The following is an 18,445-nucleotide window of genomic DNA, read 5'->3' as shown; positions in this document are numbered from 1 at the left end:
TACCCATGATCCAGAACGAGATGAGCCGGCGGCACCTGCTCGGGCTCGGCCTCGGTCTCGGCGCGGCGGCCACGCTGACGCTGAGCGGCTGCGGCGGCGGCAGCAGCTCCGACAGCTCCGGCGCGTCCGGCAACGGCGGCAAGGACTACACCGGCCCGAAGGTGGACCTGAAGCTGTGGAACGGCTTCACCGGCGGCGACGGCGACATCTTCAAGACGCTCGTCCAGCAGTTCAACGGCGAGCACCAGAACATCGCGGTCAGCGTGATCACGTACCAGTGGGAGGACTACTACAGCAAGCTGCCGGGCGCGGTCTCCAGCGGCAACGGCCCGGACATCGCGGTCATGCACATGGACCAGCTCGCCACGTTCGCCGCCCGCGGCACGATCACCGAACTGGACGACGTGGCCAAGGCCCTGGAGCTGAGCGAGGGCGACTTCGCCCCGACGGTCTGGAAGGGCGGCCTCTACAACGACAAGCGGTACGGCATCCCGCTGGACATGCACCCGCTGGGCTTCTACTACAACAAGGCGGTCATGCAGAAGGCCGGCCTCGATCCGGAGAAGCCGCCGACCACCCGGGACGAGTACACCGCGGCGCTGACCGAGCTGAAGAAGTCCGGCGTGCAGGGCTTCTGGGTCAGCCCGTTCCAGTTCACCGGCGGCATGACGTTCTACAGCCTGCTGCACCAGTGGGGCGGGACGCTCTTCGACGCCGAGGTGGCGAAGGCGACGTTCAACTCCGACCCGGCGGTCGAGGCGTGCACCTGGCTGGTGGACATGACCAAACAGGGCCACTCCCCGGCGAACGTCGGCCAGGACGCCGACTACCTGGCGTTCAAGAGCGGCAAGAACGCGTTCACCTGGAACGGCATCTGGCAGATCAACGACCTGAAGAAGAGCCCGAACGTGCAGTGGGGCGTCGCGCCGCTGCCGCAGATCGGCAGCCAGAAGGCCGCCTGGGCGAACTCGCACAACTTCACCATCGTCAAGCAGCGCTCCGCGAACGCGAACAAGACGGCCGGGGCGAAGGTCTTCATCAACTGGCTGAGCCAGCACTCGCTGGACTGGGCCAAGGGCGGCCAGGTGCCGGCCCGCAAGGCGGTCCGCGAGAGCAGCGAGTTCACCGCGCTCACCGAGGTCAACGCGCTCGCCCCCGAGCTGGAGTACGCGGCGTTCCCGCCGTCCGTGCCGGGCCTCAACGAGGCCATGCTGACCTTCTACAGCGCCTTCAACGAGGCGGCGCTGGGCAAGAAGTCGCCGAAGCAGGCGCTCGACGACGGCGTGGCCAAGGCGAACAAGCAGCTCGAGGACAACCGCAAGAAGTACGGAAACTGATCCGCCGTGGCGGACGTGATCGAGGCCGGGGCGGCGCGTGACAGCGCGCCGCCCCCGGCGGCGCCCACCCGCCGCCGGGGCGTGACGGAACGCGGCAGCCGGACGACGCCGTACCTCTTCCTCGCGCCGTACCTGATCCTGTTCGGCGTCTTCGGCCTGGCGCCGATCCTGTTCGGGCTCTGGATCAGCCTGCACCAGTGGGATCTGCAACTGCCCAACCGGCCGTTCGTCGGGCTCGGCAACTACCGGGACCTGTTCTCCAGCGAATCGGCGATCTACGGGGACTGGTGGTCGAGCGTCCGGGCCACCGGCATCTTCACGCTGTTCTCCGTACCGCTGCTCGTGGTCGTCCCGCTCGGGCTGGCGCTGCTGCTCAACCGCTCGTTCCCCGGCCGGACGTTCTTCCGGGCCGCGTTCTTCGCGCCGTACGTGCTGGGCGTGGCGGTGATCGGCCTGCTCTGGCGGTTCCTGCTGGACGCCAATCTGGGCCTGGTCAACCGGCTGCTCGGCGTGGTCGGGCTCCCCTCGGACACGCCGTGGGTGACCGACGTGCCGTGGGCGTGGGTGTCGCTGGTCGGCGTGACCGTGTGGTGGACCTGCGGTTTCAACGCGGTGATCTACCTGGCCGGTCTCCAGGACATCCCGGCCGAGCTGTACGAGGCGGCCAAGGTGGACGGCGCGGGCGCCTGGGACCGGTTCCGCCACGTCACGATCCCCGGCCTGCGCCCGGTGATGCTGTTCGTCTTCACCACCACGATCCTCGCCTCGGCGAACGTGTTCGGGCAGGCGTTCCTGATCACCCAGGGCGCGCCGGGCGAGCAGACCCGGACCGTGGTCTGGCGGATCGTCGACGAGGGGTTGCGGGACTACGACGCCGGGCGGGCCGCCGCGATGAGCGTGTTCTTCGCGCTGATGCTCGCGGTGGTGAGCGTCGTCAACTTCCGGCTGTTCCGCTACCGGGAAGACTGAGGGGTACGACATGAGGAACATGCGTGCGGTGGCGCGGTACGGCGTCCTGCTGCTGATCACCGCGATCTTCGTGACCCCGCTGGTCTGGATGCTGCTGACGTCGGTGAAGACGTACGACGACGCGCAGCAGGTGCCGCCCGGCTGGCTGCCGAACCCGTTCTCCACCTACGGCTACGAGCAGATCATCGACAACACGGCGAACCCGGTGCTGCGCTGGTTCGTCAACAGCATGCTCGCGGCCACCCTGCACACGCTGCTGGTGCTGGTGACCGCGTCGATGGCCGCGTACGCGCTGGCCCGGATGCGGTTCCGCGGCCGGAAGGTGCTGTTCGCGCTGATCGTGGGCACGCTGTTCCTGCCGCCCACCTCGCTGATCATCCCGAACTTCATCATCGCCGAGCGGCTGAACTGGATCGACACGCTGACAGTGGTGATCGTGCCCGGTGCGGCCAGTGCGTTCGGGGTGTTCTTCCTGCGCCAGTTCTTCCTCTCCATCCCGGCCGAGCTGGAGGAGGCGGCGGTGCTGGACGGCGCGAACCACTGGCAGATCTTCCGCCGGGTGCTGCTGCCGCTGTCGAAGCCGGCCCTGGCGACGCTGGCGGTGCTGTCGTTCCTGACCAACTGGAACGACTTCCTCTGGCCGGTGTACGTGCTGTTCAGCCCGGAACGGCTGACCCTGCCGGCGGGCCTGGGCCTGCTCCAGGGCGCGTACGTGACCGACTATCCGGTCATCATGGCGGGCGCGGTGCTGGCGAGCGTACCGGTGCTGATCCTGTTCGTGCTCGCCCAGCGGCACGTCATCCAGGGCGTCTCCCGCAGCGGCCTGAAGGGATGACGTAAGGAAGGGCCCCCTGTTAACGCCTCCGGTAGTAGAAGGGCCCCTTCTTGACGCCAGGCGTTGAGAAGGGGCCCTTCCTTCGGGGCGCCCGCCTCAGGGGGTGGGGGCGGGCTCGGGGGTGTCCGAGTGCTCGCGACGGGCGAGCCGGTTCTTGCGGTGGCCGTACCCGAAGTAGATGACCGCGCCGAGCAGCATCCAGGCGAGGAACCGCAGCCACGTCTCCACCGACAGGTTCAGGCTCAGGTAGAGGCACGCCAGCGCGGTGAGGATCGGCAGCACGGGCGAGAACGGCACCTTGAACGGCCGTTCCAGGTCGGGGCGGCGCTTACGCAGGATCGGCACCGCGATCGCGACCAGCGTGAACGCGCAGAGCGCGCCGATGCTGACCAGGTCGGCCAGCGCCGACAGCGGCAGGAAGCCGGCGAGCAGCGCCACCGCGATCGTCATGATCCCGGCGATCCGGTACGGCGTGCCCCAGCGCGGATGCACCTTCGCGATGGCGGGCGGAATGAGCCCGTCGCGGGCGATGGCGAAGCCGATCCGGCCCATGGCCACCAGGTCCACCAGGATCACGCTGGTGAGACCGGCGACGGCGGCGATGGAGACGAGCACCGCGGCCCAGCCCGCGCCGACCGCCCGGAACGCGGACGCGATCGGCGCGCCCTCGTCGATCTCGGTGTACTTGACCATGCCGACCACGACGAGCGAGACGCCGATGTAGAGCACAGTGGAGATGAGCAGCGTGCCGAGCAGACCCAGCGGCAGGTCCCGCTTGGGCTTGCGGGTCTCCTCACCCAGGTTCGCCACGGCCTCGAACCCGGTGTACGCGAAGAACACGACGGCGGCGGCGGTGAGCACCCCGACGAAGCCGAAGACGGAGGGTTCCAGCCCGAAGATGGCCTGGGTGACCGGTTGTTTGATGCCGTCGTCCCCGGCCCCGGCCGGCTCGGCGGCCGGGATGAACGGGGTGAGGTTGGCCGCCTTGACGAAGAACAGCCCGGCGATGATGACGAAGGCACAGATCGCCACCTTGACCAGTACGAGCAGGTTGGTGACCCGGGCCGACTCGCGGATGCCGACGATGGCGACCACGCCGAGCACCAGCACGATGCCGATGGCGCCGAGGTTGACGACGCTGCCCTCCTCGGCGAACCACGCGCTGGGCAGGCCGAACAGGTCGGCGAGGTAGCCGGACCAGCCCCGGGCCACCACGGCCGCGCCGAGCGCGAACTCCAGCAGCAGGTCCCAGCCGATGATCCAGGCGACGATCTCGCCCATCGTCGCGTACGCGTAGGTGTAGGCGCTGCCGGCGGTCGGCACGCTGCTGGCGAGTTCGGCGTAGCAGAGCGCGGCGAGCAGGGCGACCAGGCCGGCGATGCCGAACGAGATCACCACGCCCGGCCCGGCGCTGTTGCGCGCCTCGACACCGGTGAGCGTGAAGATGCCGGTGCCGATCACGATGCCGATGCCGAAGCCCATCAGGTCGACCGCGCCGAGCCGGCGCCGCAGCCCCGGCTTGCCGTCCTCGCCGTCGGCGTCGCCCTGGGCGAGCACGTCCTGGATCGGCTTGGTACGCAGGACCGACATCTGATCACCTCCCCCGCCGTGTGGCCGCCACGGTGGCGGTCTGTGACCGGGCTAGCTACCCAGCCGTTTTCCGCTCCAATCCCGCACCGCAGGTCTCGGAATCGTCACGATCCGGCCGAGTCGGACGGCGCGGGACATCGATCACCGGCCGGGGTCTTGCGCCGGGCACGGATTGATGAAAGTTTTCTACCGGAGGTCTGGGCAGCGCGGCGAATCTTGCCGTGGAGCCCTCGCCGCCGACCGTCCCCCCGGACCCGACGAAGGGACCGCACCGCATGAAGGCAACTCGGCTCGGAGCCGCCGCGCTGGCCGCGGCGCTGCTCGGCACGCTGGTCGCCGGCACGCCCGCGCAGGCCGCTCCCGGCGACACCGGCACGACCATTTCCCCCTCCACCGACTGCGTCACCGACCCGGCCACCCCCAAGCGCCAGTTCCGGGCCATGTGGATCGCCTCGGTGACGAACATCGACTGGCCCAGCAAGGACTCCTGGACCGCGCCGGACCAGGTGGCCAAGCAGAAGGCCGAATACCTGGCCTGGCTCGACCTGGCCCAGAAGCTCAACCACAACGCCGTCGTGGTCCAGGTCCGCCCGACCGCCGACGCGTTCTGGCCCTCGCCGTACGAGCCGTGGTCGGAGTACCTGACCGGCGTACGCGGCAAGAACCCGGGCTGGGACCCGCTGGCCTTCCTGGTCGACGAGTCGCACAAGCGCAACCTGGAGTTCCACGCCTGGTTCAACCCGTACCGCGTCTCGATGCCCGCCCCCGGCGGCGCCGGCGCCGACCTGTCGCAACTGGCCCCGGACAGCCCGGCCCGCCAGCACCCCGACTGGGTCTTCGCCTACCCGCCCGCCGGCGTCGCCGGCAGCCGGCTCTACTACAACCCCGGCATCCCCGAGGTCCGCGAGTTCGTCCAGACCGCGATGATGGACGCGGTCAAGCGGTACGACATCGACGGCGTGCACTTCGACGACTACTTCTACCCGTACCCGAGCGGCACCTACCAGGTGCCCGACGACGCCACGTTCGCGGCGTACAACAGGGGCTTCACCGACAAGGCCGACTGGCGGCGGGACAACATCAACCTGCTGATCCAGGAGATGAACGCCAAGATCAAGGCCGTGAAGCCGTACGTGAAGTTCGGCGTCAGCCCGTTCGGCATCTGGCGCAACGCGTCGGCCGACCCGAACGGCTCGGACACCACCGGCTCGCAGTCGTACGACATCATCTCCGCCGACTCCCGCAAGTGGGTCAAGGAGGAGTGGATCGACTACATCGTGCCGCAGCTCTACTGGTACATCGGCCAGTACCCGGCCGCCGACTACGCCCGGCTGGTGCCGTGGTGGGCCGAGCAGGTGCGCGGTACGCGGGTGCAGCTCTACATCGGCCAGGCCGACTACAAGAGCGGTGACCCGGCGTACGGGTCGTTCTGGATGAACCCGCAGGAGCTGTCGAACCACCTGACGCTCAACCGGTCGTACCCGGAGGTGCTCGGCAACGTGCACTTCTCCGCGGTGCAGGTGCGGGCCAACCGGCTCGGCGCCACCGACATCTACGCGGCCGAGCACTACTCCCGCCCGGCGCTGGTGCCCACGATGACGCACCTGCCGCGCAAGCCGCTGCTGTTCCCGGTGGTCACCAAGGCCCAGCGGGAGGCGGACGGCGTACGCCTCAGCTGGCGGCAGCCGGCCGACGGCAAGGGCCCGCTCGGCACCGCCGCGTCGTACGCGATCTACCGGTTCGACGGGCACGGCCTGGCCGGGCGCTGCGACTTCGCGGACGCCTCCCACCTGGTCGGCACCGTGCGGGCCACCGACGGCGCCGTCCAGTCCTGGGTGGACACGACGGCGGCCGACGGCGCCCGGTACACGTACTACGTGACAGCGCTGGACCGGCTGGCGAACGAGAGCCCGGCGAGCCCGCCGCGCTTCGTCCGCTGATCTGATTCCGCCGGATGCCCCCGGGCCGCCTCGCCGGCCCGGGGGCATTCGTCTGTTTGGGCGGATGTCAGCGAGCCGCCTCCCGGGGCATCGCCCCAGCTCACCCGCTTGATCGACACTTGTCGACATCCGGAGATCCCGGCCACCACCCCGCGGAGGTTCCCGTGTCCCGTCGCCTCGCCACCACCCTCGCCGCCGGAACACTCGCCCTGCTCACACTGCTCGGCCTGGCCACACCGGCCGCCGCCGCGGTGAGCACCCAGCAGAAGCTGTCCGTCCTGACCAGTTGGACGCAGACCAGCGCGTCCAGCTACAACGCCTGGAACAGCGCCCGGCAGAACCGGGCGCCCTGGGCCGAGTACGGCTTCGACTGGTCCACCGACTACTGCTCGTCCAGCCCGGACAACCCGATCGGGTTCAACTTCAAGCTCTCCTGCTACCGGCACGACTTCGGCTACCGCAACCACAAGGCGATGGGCGTCTTCTCGTCCAGCAAGTCCCGCCTGGACAACGCCTTCTACGCCGACCTGAAGCGGGTCTGCGCCACGTACAACGCGGTTGTCCGGCCCGCCTGCTACAGCCTCGCCTGGACGTACTACCAGGCGGTGAGCGTCTTCGGCTCGGTCGCCGCGGTGTCGCAGGCCGACCTCGACCGCGCCGCCCGGATGAAGGCCGACGCGCAGCGCCGCGCCGCCCTCGCCTGACGCACCGCACCGGGGAGTCCGCCGCCCGGCGGGCTCCCCGCCGCGCCCGACCGGTCGATGCGCCGTGCCCGGCCGGTCGATCCGCCGCGTCCGCACGTCGGCGCGCGGACGGCCCGCTCAGCCCGCCGTGCTGCGCGGCTCGAACGCCGGCCAGGAACCCGGCGTCCGCGCGCCGAACCGGGGCGAGTCGGCAGCCAGGTCCGGATGCTCGACGTGCAGCGCCAGTGCCGCCACCTCGTCCAGCCGCAGTCCCGCCCCGGCGCCGTAGGCGGCGTCGAACGCCTCGTCGCCGAGCACCCGGCGCAGCTCCGTCTGCCGGGCCGACCAGTACGGGCCGTATATCCCCGGCGTGGCCCGCAGGTTCGCCCGGGTGGCCTGCGCCGCCCCGAACAACCGGGCCGCGGAGAGCGCGTCCCCCGCCAGCGCGCACCGCACCGCTATCGCGTTGATCGTGTCGCAGGCCCGGCCCAGATAGCCGTGGCTCATCCGGGACCGCAGCGCCACCAGCAGGTGCTCGTGCGCGGCGACCAGATCACCCCGGGCCAGGGCCACCATCCCGAGCAGCATGTCCACCGACCGGCCGCCCCGCTCGGCCGGCCGGGACGCCTCCACCGGGCGGGCCGCGGCGAGCAGGTCGGCCGCCTCGTCCAGCGCGCCCCGGCGCCAGAGCAGCTCGGCGAGGTTGTAGACGGCCAGCAGCGCGTCCCCCACCACGTCCTGGGCGAGCGCCCAGTCGATCACCTCGCGGCAGACCCGCTCCGCCTCGGCGAACTGTCCCATGTCGACGAGCGGCGCCGCGCGCCCGGCCAGCACCCGCGCCAGCAGCCCTCGGTCACCGGACTGGCGGGCGGCCGCCTCGGCCCGCTGCGAGTACCGCAGCTCCTCGCCGAACTCGCCGTCCGCGCCCGCGTGCAGCGAGTGCATGTGGTACGCGGCGGCGAGTTCCGCGTCCGGCATCACCTCGCCGGTCTCGGCGAGCCGGCCGTAGAGCCGGAACAGCCAGAGCCGCCCCTCCCGGGCCAGCCCGCGCTCCCGCCACCACTGGTCCAGGTCGCCCGCGAGCGACAGGCCCGACCGGGCGCTGCCACCGGTGGCGCACCAGCGCAACGCGGCCCGCAACTCGTTCGCCAGCGGGTCGAGCGCGTACAGGGAGAGCGTCACCGGGCGGCCGTCCGGTCCCAGGTGCGCCCGGTCCAGCGCGTGCCGGCACCAGGCGACGTGCCGGTCCCGGGCGCTCTGCTCCTCACCCGCCTCGACCAGCCGGCGTGCCGCGTACGCCCGGATCGGGTCGAGCATCCGGTAGGTGCTGCCGGAGGCGTGCGGCTCGGCCAGCACCATCGACTTGTCCACCAGCACCGAGAGCGGGTCGAGCGGGTCCTCGTCGAGCAGCCACTGCACGGTGGGCAGGTCCACCGGGCCGGCGAACACCGCCATCCAGCGCAGCAGCCGGGCCGAGCGCGCACCGAGCGTCCGGTACGACCAGGTCACAGTGGCCTGGATCGTCAGGTGCCGCTCGCTCGCCGAACGCTGCACCGCGCGGCTCGCCGGAGTGGGCGGGGCAGCACCGGTCGCGGCGGCCACCAGGTCCACCGTGTCCTGCTGGTTGCCGCTCCAGCCCGCCTCCACCGGCGGCGGCTCCGCCGTCTCCCGCCCGGCGTCGAGCGTGCCCAGCATGTCGTCCAGCCGTTCGGCCAGTTGCCCGGCGGAGAGCACCCGCAGCCGGGCGGCGGCCAGTTCGATGGCCAGCGGCAGCCCGTCCAGGCGGCGTACCACCCGGTGCAGGTCGGCCTGCTCGGCCGGTTCCGGCGCCCGTCCGCCCCGGGCCACGGCGGTACGGTCCAGGAGCAGCGCCACCGCGTCGCTCCCCCCGCCGTCGGGTCCCTCGTCCACCGAGAGCGGCGGTATCCGCCACACCACCTCGCCGGGTACGCCGAACGACTCCCGGCTGGTCGCCAGCACCCGCACTCCCCGGCCACCCGCGAGCAGCCGGCTGATCACCTCGGCCGACGCCGCGGTCTGGGCGTCGCAGGTGTCGAGCAGCACGAGCATCCGGCGCGGCGCCGCGTACTCGACGAGGGTGTCGACCATCGGCCGGCCGGGCTCCGGGCGGAGGCCGAGCACGGCGGCGATCTCGAACGCCACCAGCCCCGGATCGGTCACCGCGGCGATGTCGACGAACCAGACGCCGTCCGGGTAGTCCTCGACGATTCCGGACGCCAGCTCCACCGCCAGCCGGGTCTTGCCGGCGCCGCCCGCGCCGAGCACCGTCACCAGGCGGTACGCCTCGACCAGCCGCCCCAGCTCGGCGCGCTCGGCCTGCCGGCCGACGAACGTGGTGACCTGGGTCGGCAGGTTGTGCGCTGTCGCGTCGGCGGTACGCGGACGCGGGAACCGCCGCTCCAGCCCGGGCGCGACGAGCTGGAACAGCCGCTCCCGGTCGTCGAATCCGCGCAGCCGGTGCAGCCCGAGGTCCAGCAGGGACACCCCGTCCGGCAGCGGGTCGGCGTGCCGGGCGGTGGCGGCCGAGCAGAGCACCTGCCCACCGTGCGCGGCGGCGGCCACCCGGGCGGCCCGGTGCACCTCCGGGCTGGCGTACTCGCCGTCGCGGGGCTCGGCGTAGCCGGTGTGCAGCCCCATCCGTACCCGGGGGGTGGCGTCCGGGTTGGGCCACTCGTGCCCGGCGAGCGCGCGCTGCGCGGTCAGGCAGGCGCGGACCGCGGCGGCGGCATCGGGGAACGCGAGGAAGAACGAGTCGCCCTCGGTCAGCAGCTCGGCTCCGTCGGTGCCGGCCAGGGTGTCGCGCAGCAGCCGCCGGTGCTCGTGCAGGACCGGGCGGTAGACCGGGCCGAGCATCCGGGCCAGCCGCGTCGAGCCCTCGATGTCGGTGAACACGAAGGTCACCCACCCGCTGGGGAGGTGGTGTCCTTGCGACATACGTCGAACCTCCGCCCGGTGACGTCGGGTTCATGCTGCCCTATGGTCGTGCCATCACGCATCGTGAGAACGGCTGGGCAGATTCCGCCCCAAGGTGCCAAAAGATCACACCGGCGGCAAGACCCTATCGACTCGCGGGACGGAAGGCGGAAAGTCAGCAGCCGCAGGAGCCGCCGCAGCAACCACCACCGCTGGGAATCCCACCGCTCGGAGCGGCGCCGCCCCGGCCGGTGACCGCCACCGTGGACAGCAGCTTCACCGTGTCGGCGTGGCCCTGCGGGCAGGTGGCCGGCTGTGCGGCCTCGGCCATCGGGCGGTTGACCTCGAAGGTGTCACCGCAGGCGCGGCAACGGAACTCGTACCGGGGCATGTCCCAAGCGTACGGCCGGGCCTGACGTCGTCACACGGATGGGTGATACTCGACGGGTGGTGGACGGCGAACGGCGAGCGACGGCCCGGCCCCTGCGACCCGCCGCGCCACCCGACGACGGCGCCCGGTCCATCCCGCAGCCCCGCCGCGAGCGCGATTCCCTCCCCCCGAAGCCGCCCGCCGACCCGGACACCGAGCCAGGCGCGAAGACCGACGCCGAGCCCGGGGCGGACGGCGGGCGCGAGCAGACGGACTCCGGCCCGGAGACGAAGGTCGAGGCGGCGGCCGAGGGCGGCGGGCGGCGTCGGCGGATGCCGTTCGCGCACGCCGTCCGGACGCGCCCCAGGCAGGTCGCCGTCGGCGCGGCCCGGGCCACCCGCGCCTGGTCCCGGCGGCCCGGCGGGCGCACCGCGCTGCCCGCGCTGTTCCTGCTCGCGCTGGTCGCCGCCGCCACCACGGCCGGCGCGGTGGTCGTGCCGGCGGCGATCGGCCGGCCGGAACCGGTCGCCGAGGCCACGCCGTCGGCGACCGTGCCGCAGACCGCCGAGGCGCCCGCCACGCCTCCGCTGCCGGAGCTGACCGGGTTGCCCGGCACCGCCGCACCAACCGGCACGCCGCTGCCCGGTGCGACCACCGCCCCGGTGCTGCCCACCGGGCGACCGGCGGACGCGCTCGCCGGCTGGGCGCAGCGGGTCGGCGCGGTGACCGGCATCCCCGCGGTGGCGCTCCAGGCGTACGCGTACGCCGAACTGGTGCTCGCCCAGACCAACCGCGCCTGCCAGTTGAGCTGGACCACGCTGGCCGCGATCGGTTACGTCGAGTCGCGCCACGGCGCGGCGAACGGCGCCACGCTGCAAGCCGACGGCCGGGCGCTGCCGGAGATCAAGGGGGAGCCGCTCGACGGGCAGGGCGGCCGATCCCGGATCCTCGACACCGACCAGGGCGCGCTCGACGGCGACCGCGTCCACGACCGGGCGCTCGGCCCGATGCAGTTCATCCCGACCACCTGGCAGGAGATCGGCGCGGACGCCGACGGCGACGGCGTGAAGAACCCGCACGACATCGACGACGCGGCGCTGGCCGCCGGGCTCTACCTGTGCAAGGGCGGCCGGAACATGACCATCCCGGGTGACTGGTGGGGGGCCATCCTCTCCTACAACGATGTGCGTCGGTACGCCCAGGCCGTCTTCGACAAGGCCGACGAGTACGGCAGGATCAGCCGCAACGTGAGGTGACGGCTCGCGTACATTCGCGGACTCAACCCTTCCCCCCGGCTGCTGTTGACGGCAAGCTAGACGGGTGATGGTGCGCGAGTGGGATCCCAGGACCGCGTCGTCCGCCGAGATCGCGTCCCTGCTGGACACGCTGAACGCGGTCCTGGCGGCCGATCTGCCGCAGGACCCGCCATGGCGGGAGAGCTCCATGCGGGAGTATCTGTCCGAGGTGATGCCCGGCGAGCGGCGAATCTCGTGGGTAGCGCAGGACGACGCCGACCCGGACGGCACGCCCGGAGCGATCCTCGGGCATGTGCACGTGCTGCTGCTCGGGGGAATCGGCGTGCTCGAGGTGCTGGTGCACCCGGCGGTCCGGCGCAGCGGGATCGGCCGTGAGCTGGTGCGGGTGGCCGCCCGCCGGGTCTGGGACGAGGGCTTCCAGTCGATCGGCGTGGAGGTGGTCGGCGACACCCCGGCCGTCGGGTTCTACGAGTCGCTGGGCTTCACCCGCGACTACGTGGAGACCCGCAGCGTGCTCGACCTGCGCTCGGTGGACTGGCCGGCGCTCTCCGAGATGGCCGCCGGGGTCGGTGCGGGCTACCGCGTGGAGTTCTGGCCGGGCGGCCCGCCGGACGAGCTGATCGAGGCGTACGCGCGGGCCAAGGCCGAGGTGCGCGATGTGGACGACGTGGAGCTGCGGCCCAGCTCCTACGACCCGGACCGCCTGCGCGACAGCCTCGCGACGCTGCACCGGCGCGGCATGAAGCCGTACATCGTGCTGGCGCTGCACGAGCAGACCGGCGAGGTCGCCGGGTTGACCGAGGTGGTGGTGCCGGCGCAGCACCCGACCCGGGCCGACCAGTACGACACGATCGTCGTCCACGACCACCGCGGCTACGGCATCGACCGGGCCATCAAGGCGCGGATGCTGCTGGAGCTGCGCTCGGCCGAGCCCGAGGTGGCCGAGGTGCAGACCTGGAACGCGCAGGACAACGAGTCGATGCTGAAGGTCAACGCCGAGCTGGGCTACCGCCCCGACCGCGACTGGTGCGAATACGGTGTGGACGTCGCCGAGCTGGTGCACCGGCTGGACAGTCACCGCTGACCGTTCACCGCCCGGCCATCGATGGGCTGGACGGTGGACCCACGAGAGCCTTAACGTTCGTTAGTTCCTGTCCACCCATCGTGGAGGCCCCATGCGCCCGCGCCGCACCCTCGCCGCGCTCGCGACCACCGCCGCCGTCACCCTCACGGCGATCGCTGTCGCACCCACCGCGGCCAGCGCCGCGCCCACCGACCTCTTCATCTCGGAGTACGTCGAGGGGTCGTCCAACAACAAGGCCGTCGAGCTGTACAACGGCACCGGCGCCCCGATCGACCTGGCTGCCGGCGGCTACCAGCTCCAGCTCTTCTTCAACGGCGCCACCACCTCGACGAACGTGGCTCTGACCGGGAGCGTCGCCGCCGGGGACGTGTTCGTCTTCGCCGCCGCGGCGGCCGCCCCCGCGATCCTCGCCCAGGCCGACCAGACGTACTCCGGTTCGCTGTTCAACGGCGACGACGCGATCGTGCTGCGCAAGGGTGACACGGTGGTCGACTCCCTCGGCCAGGTCGGTGTCGACCCGGGCAGCGAGTGGGGCAGCGGGCTCACCAGCACGGCGGACAACACGCTGCGCCGCCTGCCCTCGGTGACCGCCGGCGACACCGACCCGGCGGACCCGTTCGACCCGGCCGCACAGTGGGCCGGCTTCGCCACCGACACGTTCGACGGGCTGGGCAGCCACACCGTCGGCGGAGGCGGGCCGGTCGACCAGCCGCCCGCCCTGGCCTGCGGCGGCGCGCTGACGCTGTCGGCGGGCGCCACCGCGACCCGCGAGGTGACCGCGACCGACGCCGACGACACGATCACCGACCTGGCGGTCACCTCGGTCGTGCCGGTGCCGGCGAGCGGCTCGATCAGCCGTACCGCGTTCACCCCGGCGACCGCGGACGGCGGTACGGCCACCGCGACGCTGACCGCCACCGGCCTGCCGGCCGGCAGCTACGCGGTCACCGTGACGTCCACCGACGCCGACGGCGACAGCGCCACCTGCACGCTCACCGTGCAGGCCACGAGCGTGCTGTCGATCGGCGAGGTGCAGGGCCGCACCGGCGACGACGAGGACGGCCGCACCGACCGGTCGCCGCTCGCGCCGGCCAGCGGCAACGGCACCAGTTCCACGCTGTACGACGTACGCGGCGTCATCACCGGCATGTCGCTGACCCGCAGCTCGGCCGGGGCCGACCAGTGGGGCTTCTACCTGCAGAGCCGGCTCGGCACCGAGGACGGCGACCCGCTGACCTCCGACGGCCTGTTCGTCTTCATGGGCTCGTTCACCACGCTGATCGGCGGGTACGCCCCGACCGTCGGCGACGAGGTCGTGCTGCGCGGCCGGGTCTCCGAGTACTTCAACCAGACCCAGCTCTCCGGCGCCTCGCTGGTCCGCAAGCTGGACTCCGGCCTCGACGTGGACACCGCGGTCCGGGTCGACGACGCGGTCCCGCCGGCCGAGGCGGCCGCCGCCGACCTGTTCTGGGAGCGGCACGAGGGCGAGCGGATGCGGGTACGCGCCGGCAGCGGCGTTTCCGCGCCCCGGCACATCTACTCGTCCACCGCCGACTCCGAGATCTACGTGCTGGACCGCGAGGACCCGATCATGAAGCGGTCCGACCCGTACGCCCGGCGGGTGTTCCGGGACGCGCACCCGCTCGACGACATCCCCGGCGCGCTGTTCGACAACGGCAACAACCAGCGCGTCCTGCTGGGCGCCGGCGGTGTGAAGGCGACAGCCGGTGACTCCCGGGCGCTGCTGCCCGAGGCGCGCACGTTCGACACGCTCACCGAGGACGCCTACGGCTCCGTCTCGTACGCGTTCAGCAAGTACAGCGTGCAGCCGGAGCAGCTCACGCTGACCGGTGGCGCCGACCCGGCCGCGAACCACCCGCCGCAGCCGGCCGACCGCGGCGGCGAGGTCGCGATCGCCACCTACAACGTGGAGAACCTGTACGACTACCGGGACGACCCGTTCGACGGCTGCGACTTCGCCGGCAACACGGGGTGCCCCGGGGTCAGCCCGCCGTTCGACTACGTGCCGGCGAGCCCGGAGGCGTACGCCGCCAGGCTGGCCGTGCAGGCCCGGCAGATCGTCCAGTCGCTGCACAGCCCGGATCTGATCCTGGTGCAGGAGGCCGAGGACCAGGACATCTGCTCGGTGGTCGACGGCGCTCTGGCCTGCGGCGACACCAACAACGCCGACGGCGCGCCGGACACCGTGCAGGAGCTGGCGCTGACCATCGCCGCGCACGGCGGTCCGGCTTACGCCGCCGCGTACGACCGGACCGGCGCGGACGCCCGGGGCATCGCCTCGGCGTTCCTCTACCGCACCGACCGGCTGACGCTGGCCGAGGCGACCGCCGCGGACCCGCTGCTGGGCTCCGCGCCGACGGTCCGGTACCGCTCGGCGGCGCTGCCGGCCAACGCCGACGTGCAGAACCCCAAGGCGTTCAACGCGGTGCTGCCGGACGACGTGGACCGGTCGACCGGGGTGGACGGCAGCAACGTCTACACCCGTGCGGCGCAGCTGGCCCGGTTCACCGTCAAGGCCGCGCCCGGATCGAACGAGCGCTTCACGCTCTGGGCGGTCGCCAACCACTTCTCGTCCGGCCCGGACAGCCGGGTCGGGCAGCGCCGGGAGCAGGCCGCGTACGGGGCGGCGATCGTCGCGGCGATCGAGGCGAGCGACCCGAACGCCCGGGTGGTGTACGGCGGCGACCTGAACGTCTTCCCCCGCCCGGACGACCCGATCGCCACCGCCCAGAACCCGACCCCGTCGGACCAGCTCGCCCCGCTGTACGAGGCCGGGCTGCACAACCTCTGGGACGACCTGGTGAAGGACGCTCCGGCATCGGCGTACTCGTACACCTTCAGCGGCCAGGCGCAGACGCTGGACAACCTGTTCGTGAACGCCCCGATGCACGACGACCTGGTGCAGGTACGGACGGCGCACATCAACGCCGACTACCCCACCGACGCGCCGGAGCTGGGTGACCGGGGTGCCAGCGACCACGACCCGCAGGTGGCCCGGTTCCGGTCGCGCGCCTCGCTGCGCGTCGCGGACACCTCGGTCGCCGAGGGCGACAAGGGCACCCGCGCGATGACGTTCACCGTCACCGTGTCGCGCCCGCTCTCCGAGCCGGCCCTGATCTGCGCGACCACCTACGGCACGACCGCCCAGGCCGGGTCGGACTATGACCCGTACGTGGGCTGCCGGGTGCTCGCTGCGGGCCAGACCTCGCTGACGTTCCCGGTCACCGTGCGCGGTGACCGCAAGCGCGAGGCGGACGAGAAGCTCACGCTGTACGTGGCAGGGGTGCCGGGCCTGCGCCTTGCCGACCCGTCCGGCGTCGGGACGATTCTGAACGACGACTGAGCGGCGTTCCGCGCGGCGGCCCGTCGATTCGCTCATGGGCGGATCGGCGGGCCGCCGCGGTATCCGCACCGCTGCGGGTCGGGCGGAGGCGGTACGCCCCGGTACTTGGCCACCCGCACCTCCCACTGGCTACGGCGGCGCAGCCAGTCCCGGACCTCCCGATCGCGGTAGAAGGTCTCCGGTGGGCGGGCCAGCCCGTACCGGTCGGCCCACCACTCCCCCGGCTCCGGGTCGGTGACGATGTCGAGGTGGGACGGGTACCGCCGCTCCGCGCCGTCCCGCAGGTCGGCCCGGTCACGCATCGGCTTGAGCACCCGCCCGGCCTCGTCGACGACGACGAGCCGGAAGCCGGCCGTACCCACGATGCGCGACAGCATGGCCAGGCTCGGCGTCAGCGTCCCCGCCTCGATCCGCCCGACGGTGCTCGGATGCACCCGGGCGAACCGGGCCAGCTCTCGTTGGCTGGCGTCGGCCCGGCGACGCACCGCCCGGACGATCCCCGGCGCCGGGAACGGGACGTCGAACGGCTCGGTGAGCAGCGCCGGGCCGCCGTCCGCCACCGGGCCGCCGTCCGCCGCGGCGGTGCCGGCGCTCGCGGCGGCGGCCGCCTTCGGCTCGGTGTCGGCGATGTCTGTCACGCCGCCCACGGTCCCGCCGCCCGCACCGGCCCGGCAACCCCGCTCCCCGCCCTTGTGGAAACCCCGAGATACGGCGTCCACCCGGCACGGCACCACAGGCACAGAGGGTGATCGTCACTCAGCGTCAAGCAGCGCATCAAACCGCGCGATCCCCATCCACCCCGAACAGGACTTAACCGGCCAGAACTCCCGAGATCGTCGCCGCAAGGAGAACGCCCTCGGCAGACTTTGCTCTGCAGCCACCGAGGCAGCGCTCACGATTCGTGACAGGTGCGTCCGTGGCTGCAGAGCAAAGTCGGGGAGAGATGGGGTGCCCTGCCGCCCAGGAAGACACGCTGAGTGACCGCCTTGGGCTGTGGACAACGCACGACGACCACACGCAAGGGGCGCATCCTCGGTGAGCGTGCCGACGGCGCGAGGGAGCGACGCGACGCCGAGCGCCGACCGCCGGTCAGTAGCGCTCGCGCAGCAACCGGGCGGCCTCGACGGCCCAGTAGGTGAGGATGATCTGGGCGCCGGCGCGGCGGATCGAGGTGAGCGTCTCCAGCATCACCCGTTCCCGGTCGATCCAGCCGTTCGCGGCGGCCGCCTCGACCATCGCGTACTCGCCGGAGACCTGGTAGGCCGCGACCGGGACGTTCACCGCGGCCCGGACCGCCGACACCACGTCGAGGTAGGGCAGCGCCGGCTTGACCATCACCATGTCGGCGCCCTCGGCCACGTCCAGCTCGACCTCGCGCAGTGACTCGCGCAGGTTCGCCGGGTCCTGCTGGTAGGCGCGCCGGTCCCCCTCCAGCGCCGACTCGACGGCGTCGCGGAACGGGCCGAAGAAGGCGGAGGCGTACTTCACCGCGTACGCGAGCACCGAGACGTCCTGGTGCCCGGCGGCGTCCAGCGCCTTGCGGACGACGCCGACCTGGCCGTCCATCATCCCGGACGGCCCGACCACATGGACCCCGGCGGCGGCCTGGGCCACTGCCATCTCGGCGTACGCGGCGAGCGTTGCGTCGTTGTCGACCCCGCCGTCCGGGGTGAGCAGGCCGCAGTGCCCGTGCGAGGTGAACTCGTCCAGGCACAGGTCGCTCATCACCACAGTCGAGTCGCCGACCTCGGCGATCACGTCCCGGATCGCCGTGTTGAGCACGCCGGCCGGGTCGATGCCACCGGAACCGGTTTCGTCCCGCGTCGCCGGCACCCCGAACAGCATGATCCCGCCGACCCCGGCCTGCACCGCCTCCGCGGCGGCCTTGCGCAGCGAGTCCCGGGAGTGCTGTAGCACCCCCGGGAGCGACGCGATGGCCCGCGGCTCGGTCAGCCCCTCCTTGACGAACATCGGCACGACCAGCTCGGCCGGGTCGACGCGGGTCTCGGAGACCAGCCGCCGCACGGCCGCGTTGCGGCGCAGCCGGCGGGGCCGGACCTCGGGGTACGACATGACGGGCCTC

The 18,445-nt window shown here is 72.3% G+C and carries 13 protein-coding genes; 8 read left to right on the top strand and 5 right to left on the bottom strand.

All coding sequences use genetic code 11. From position 1 onward, the window contains the following. Positions 1-5: 5 nt before the first annotated feature. Genes O7607_RS15345 through O7607_RS15335 form a run of 3 tightly spaced genes read left to right on the top strand, consistent with a single transcriptional unit; the run spans position 6 to position 3,141 of the window. Positions 6-1,337 (top strand): ABC transporter substrate-binding protein, encoded by a 1,332-nt coding sequence (locus O7607_RS15345; protein ID WP_269703909.1) that lies wholly within the window; start codon positions 6-8, stop codon positions 1,335-1,337. Positions 1,338-1,343: 6 nt separating this feature from the next. After that, a complete protein-coding gene (locus O7607_RS15340) occupies positions 1,344-2,306 on the top strand; it encodes a carbohydrate ABC transporter permease (protein WP_269703908.1) in 963 nt (320 codons plus the stop codon). A 10-nt stretch (positions 2,307-2,316) separates the two neighbouring features. Further along, positions 2,317-3,141 carry a carbohydrate ABC transporter permease gene (locus O7607_RS15335; RefSeq protein ID WP_269703907.1) on the top strand — a complete coding sequence of 275 codons (825 nt, stop codon included), beginning with the start codon at positions 2,317-2,319 and terminating at the stop codon, positions 3,139-3,141. A 96-nt stretch (positions 3,142-3,237) separates the two neighbouring features. On the opposite strand, the gene O7607_RS15330 is transcribed toward O7607_RS15335, so the two are convergent. Continuing rightward, the gene (locus tag O7607_RS15330) at positions 3,238-4,731 is read right to left on the bottom strand and encodes an amino acid permease (protein WP_269703906.1); all 1,494 of its coding nucleotides are present in this window, start codon (positions 4,729-4,731) and stop codon (positions 3,238-3,240) included. 275 nt (positions 4,732-5,006) lie between these two features. On the opposite strand from O7607_RS15330, the gene O7607_RS15325 reads away from it, so the two are divergent. Both O7607_RS15325 and O7607_RS15320 read left to right on the top strand, forming a co-directional pair. Beyond that, on the top strand, positions 5,007-6,671 hold the full coding sequence (locus O7607_RS15325; RefSeq protein WP_269703905.1) for a glycoside hydrolase family 10 protein: 1,665 nt from the start codon (positions 5,007-5,009) through the stop codon (positions 6,669-6,671). A 164-nt stretch (positions 6,672-6,835) separates the two neighbouring features. Next, entirely contained in the window at positions 6,836-7,375 is a 540-nt protein-coding gene (locus tag O7607_RS15320) for a phospholipase (protein ID WP_269703904.1), read from the top strand. A 117-nt stretch (positions 7,376-7,492) separates the two neighbouring features. Here O7607_RS15320 and O7607_RS15315 read toward each other — a convergent pair whose 3' ends face one another. Then, positions 7,493-10,309 carry an ATP-binding protein gene (locus O7607_RS15315; protein WP_269703903.1) on the bottom strand — a complete coding sequence of 939 codons (2,817 nt, stop codon included), beginning with the start codon at positions 10,307-10,309 and terminating at the stop codon, positions 7,493-7,495. 154 nt (positions 10,310-10,463) lie between these two features. Then, positions 10,464-10,679: an FmdB family zinc ribbon protein gene (locus tag O7607_RS15310; RefSeq protein WP_269703902.1), complete on the bottom strand. Its 216-nt coding sequence runs from the start codon at positions 10,677-10,679 to the stop codon at positions 10,464-10,466. Positions 10,680-10,717: 38 nt separating this feature from the next. On the opposite strand from O7607_RS15310, the gene O7607_RS15305 reads away from it, so the two are divergent. The 3 genes from O7607_RS15305 to O7607_RS15295 all read left to right on the top strand — a co-directional run bounded on the left by O7607_RS15305 (position 10,718) and on the right by O7607_RS15295 (position 16,362). Further along, complete coding sequence (locus tag O7607_RS15305) at positions 10,718-11,914, top strand: lytic transglycosylase domain-containing protein (RefSeq protein ID WP_269703901.1); 1,197 nt, start codon at positions 10,718-10,720, stop codon at positions 11,912-11,914. 67 nt (positions 11,915-11,981) lie between these two features. Then, a complete protein-coding gene (locus O7607_RS15300; RefSeq protein ID WP_269706989.1) occupies positions 11,982-12,998 on the top strand; it encodes a GNAT family N-acetyltransferase in 1,017 nt (338 codons plus the stop codon). A gap of 91 nt (positions 12,999-13,089) precedes the next feature. Beyond that, positions 13,090-16,362: a lamin tail domain-containing protein gene (locus tag O7607_RS15295; protein ID WP_269703900.1), complete on the top strand. Its 3,273-nt coding sequence runs from the start codon at positions 13,090-13,092 to the stop codon at positions 16,360-16,362. Positions 16,363-16,394: 32 nt separating this feature from the next. Here the strand turns inward: O7607_RS15295 and O7607_RS15290 are convergent, their stop codons facing one another. Continuing rightward, positions 16,395-17,000 (bottom strand): helix-turn-helix domain-containing protein, encoded by a 606-nt coding sequence (locus O7607_RS15290; protein WP_269703899.1) that lies wholly within the window; start codon positions 16,998-17,000, stop codon positions 16,395-16,397. 451 nt (positions 17,001-17,451) lie between these two features. Continuing rightward, complete coding sequence (gene hemB, locus O7607_RS15285) at positions 17,452-18,435, bottom strand: porphobilinogen synthase (RefSeq protein WP_269703898.1); 984 nt, start codon at positions 18,433-18,435, stop codon at positions 17,452-17,454. Positions 18,436-18,445 lie beyond the last annotated feature (10 nt).

Source organism: Micromonospora sp. WMMA1949 (genome assembly GCF_027460145.1).
Lineage (GTDB): Bacteria > Actinomycetota > Actinomycetes > Mycobacteriales > Micromonosporaceae > Micromonospora.
This window is presented reverse-complemented; position numbering and strand designations above follow the sequence as displayed.

Excerpts from the sequence above, each read along its gene's own strand:
- O7607_RS15345 (WP_269703909.1), top strand. The coding sequence starts at position 6 with ATGATCCAGAACGAGATGAGCCGGCGGCACCTGCTCGGGCTCGGCCTC.
- O7607_RS15335 (WP_269703907.1), top strand. The coding sequence starts at position 2,317 with ATGAGGAACATGCGTGCGGTGGCGCGGTACGGCGTCCTGCTGCTGATC.
- O7607_RS15330 (WP_269703906.1), bottom strand. The coding sequence starts at position 4,731 with ATGTCGGTCCTGCGTACCAAGCCGATCCAGGACGTGCTCGCCCAGGGC.
- O7607_RS15325 (WP_269703905.1), top strand. The coding sequence starts at position 5,007 with ATGAAGGCAACTCGGCTCGGAGCCGCCGCGCTGGCCGCGGCGCTGCTC.
- O7607_RS15315 (WP_269703903.1), bottom strand. The coding sequence starts at position 10,309 with ATGTCGCAAGGACACCACCTCCCCAGCGGGTGGGTGACCTTCGTGTTC.
- O7607_RS15310 (WP_269703902.1), bottom strand. The coding sequence starts at position 10,679 with ATGCCCCGGTACGAGTTCCGTTGCCGCGCCTGCGGTGACACCTTCGAG.
- O7607_RS15305 (WP_269703901.1), top strand. The coding sequence starts at position 10,718 with ATGGGTGATACTCGACGGGTGGTGGACGGCGAACGGCGAGCGACGGCC.
- O7607_RS15300 (WP_269706989.1), top strand. The coding sequence starts at position 11,982 with ATGGTGCGCGAGTGGGATCCCAGGACCGCGTCGTCCGCCGAGATCGCG.
- O7607_RS15295 (WP_269703900.1), top strand. The coding sequence starts at position 13,090 with ATGCGCCCGCGCCGCACCCTCGCCGCGCTCGCGACCACCGCCGCCGTC.
- hemB (WP_269703898.1), bottom strand. The coding sequence starts at position 18,435 with ATGTCGTACCCCGAGGTCCGGCCCCGCCGGCTGCGCCGCAACGCGGCC.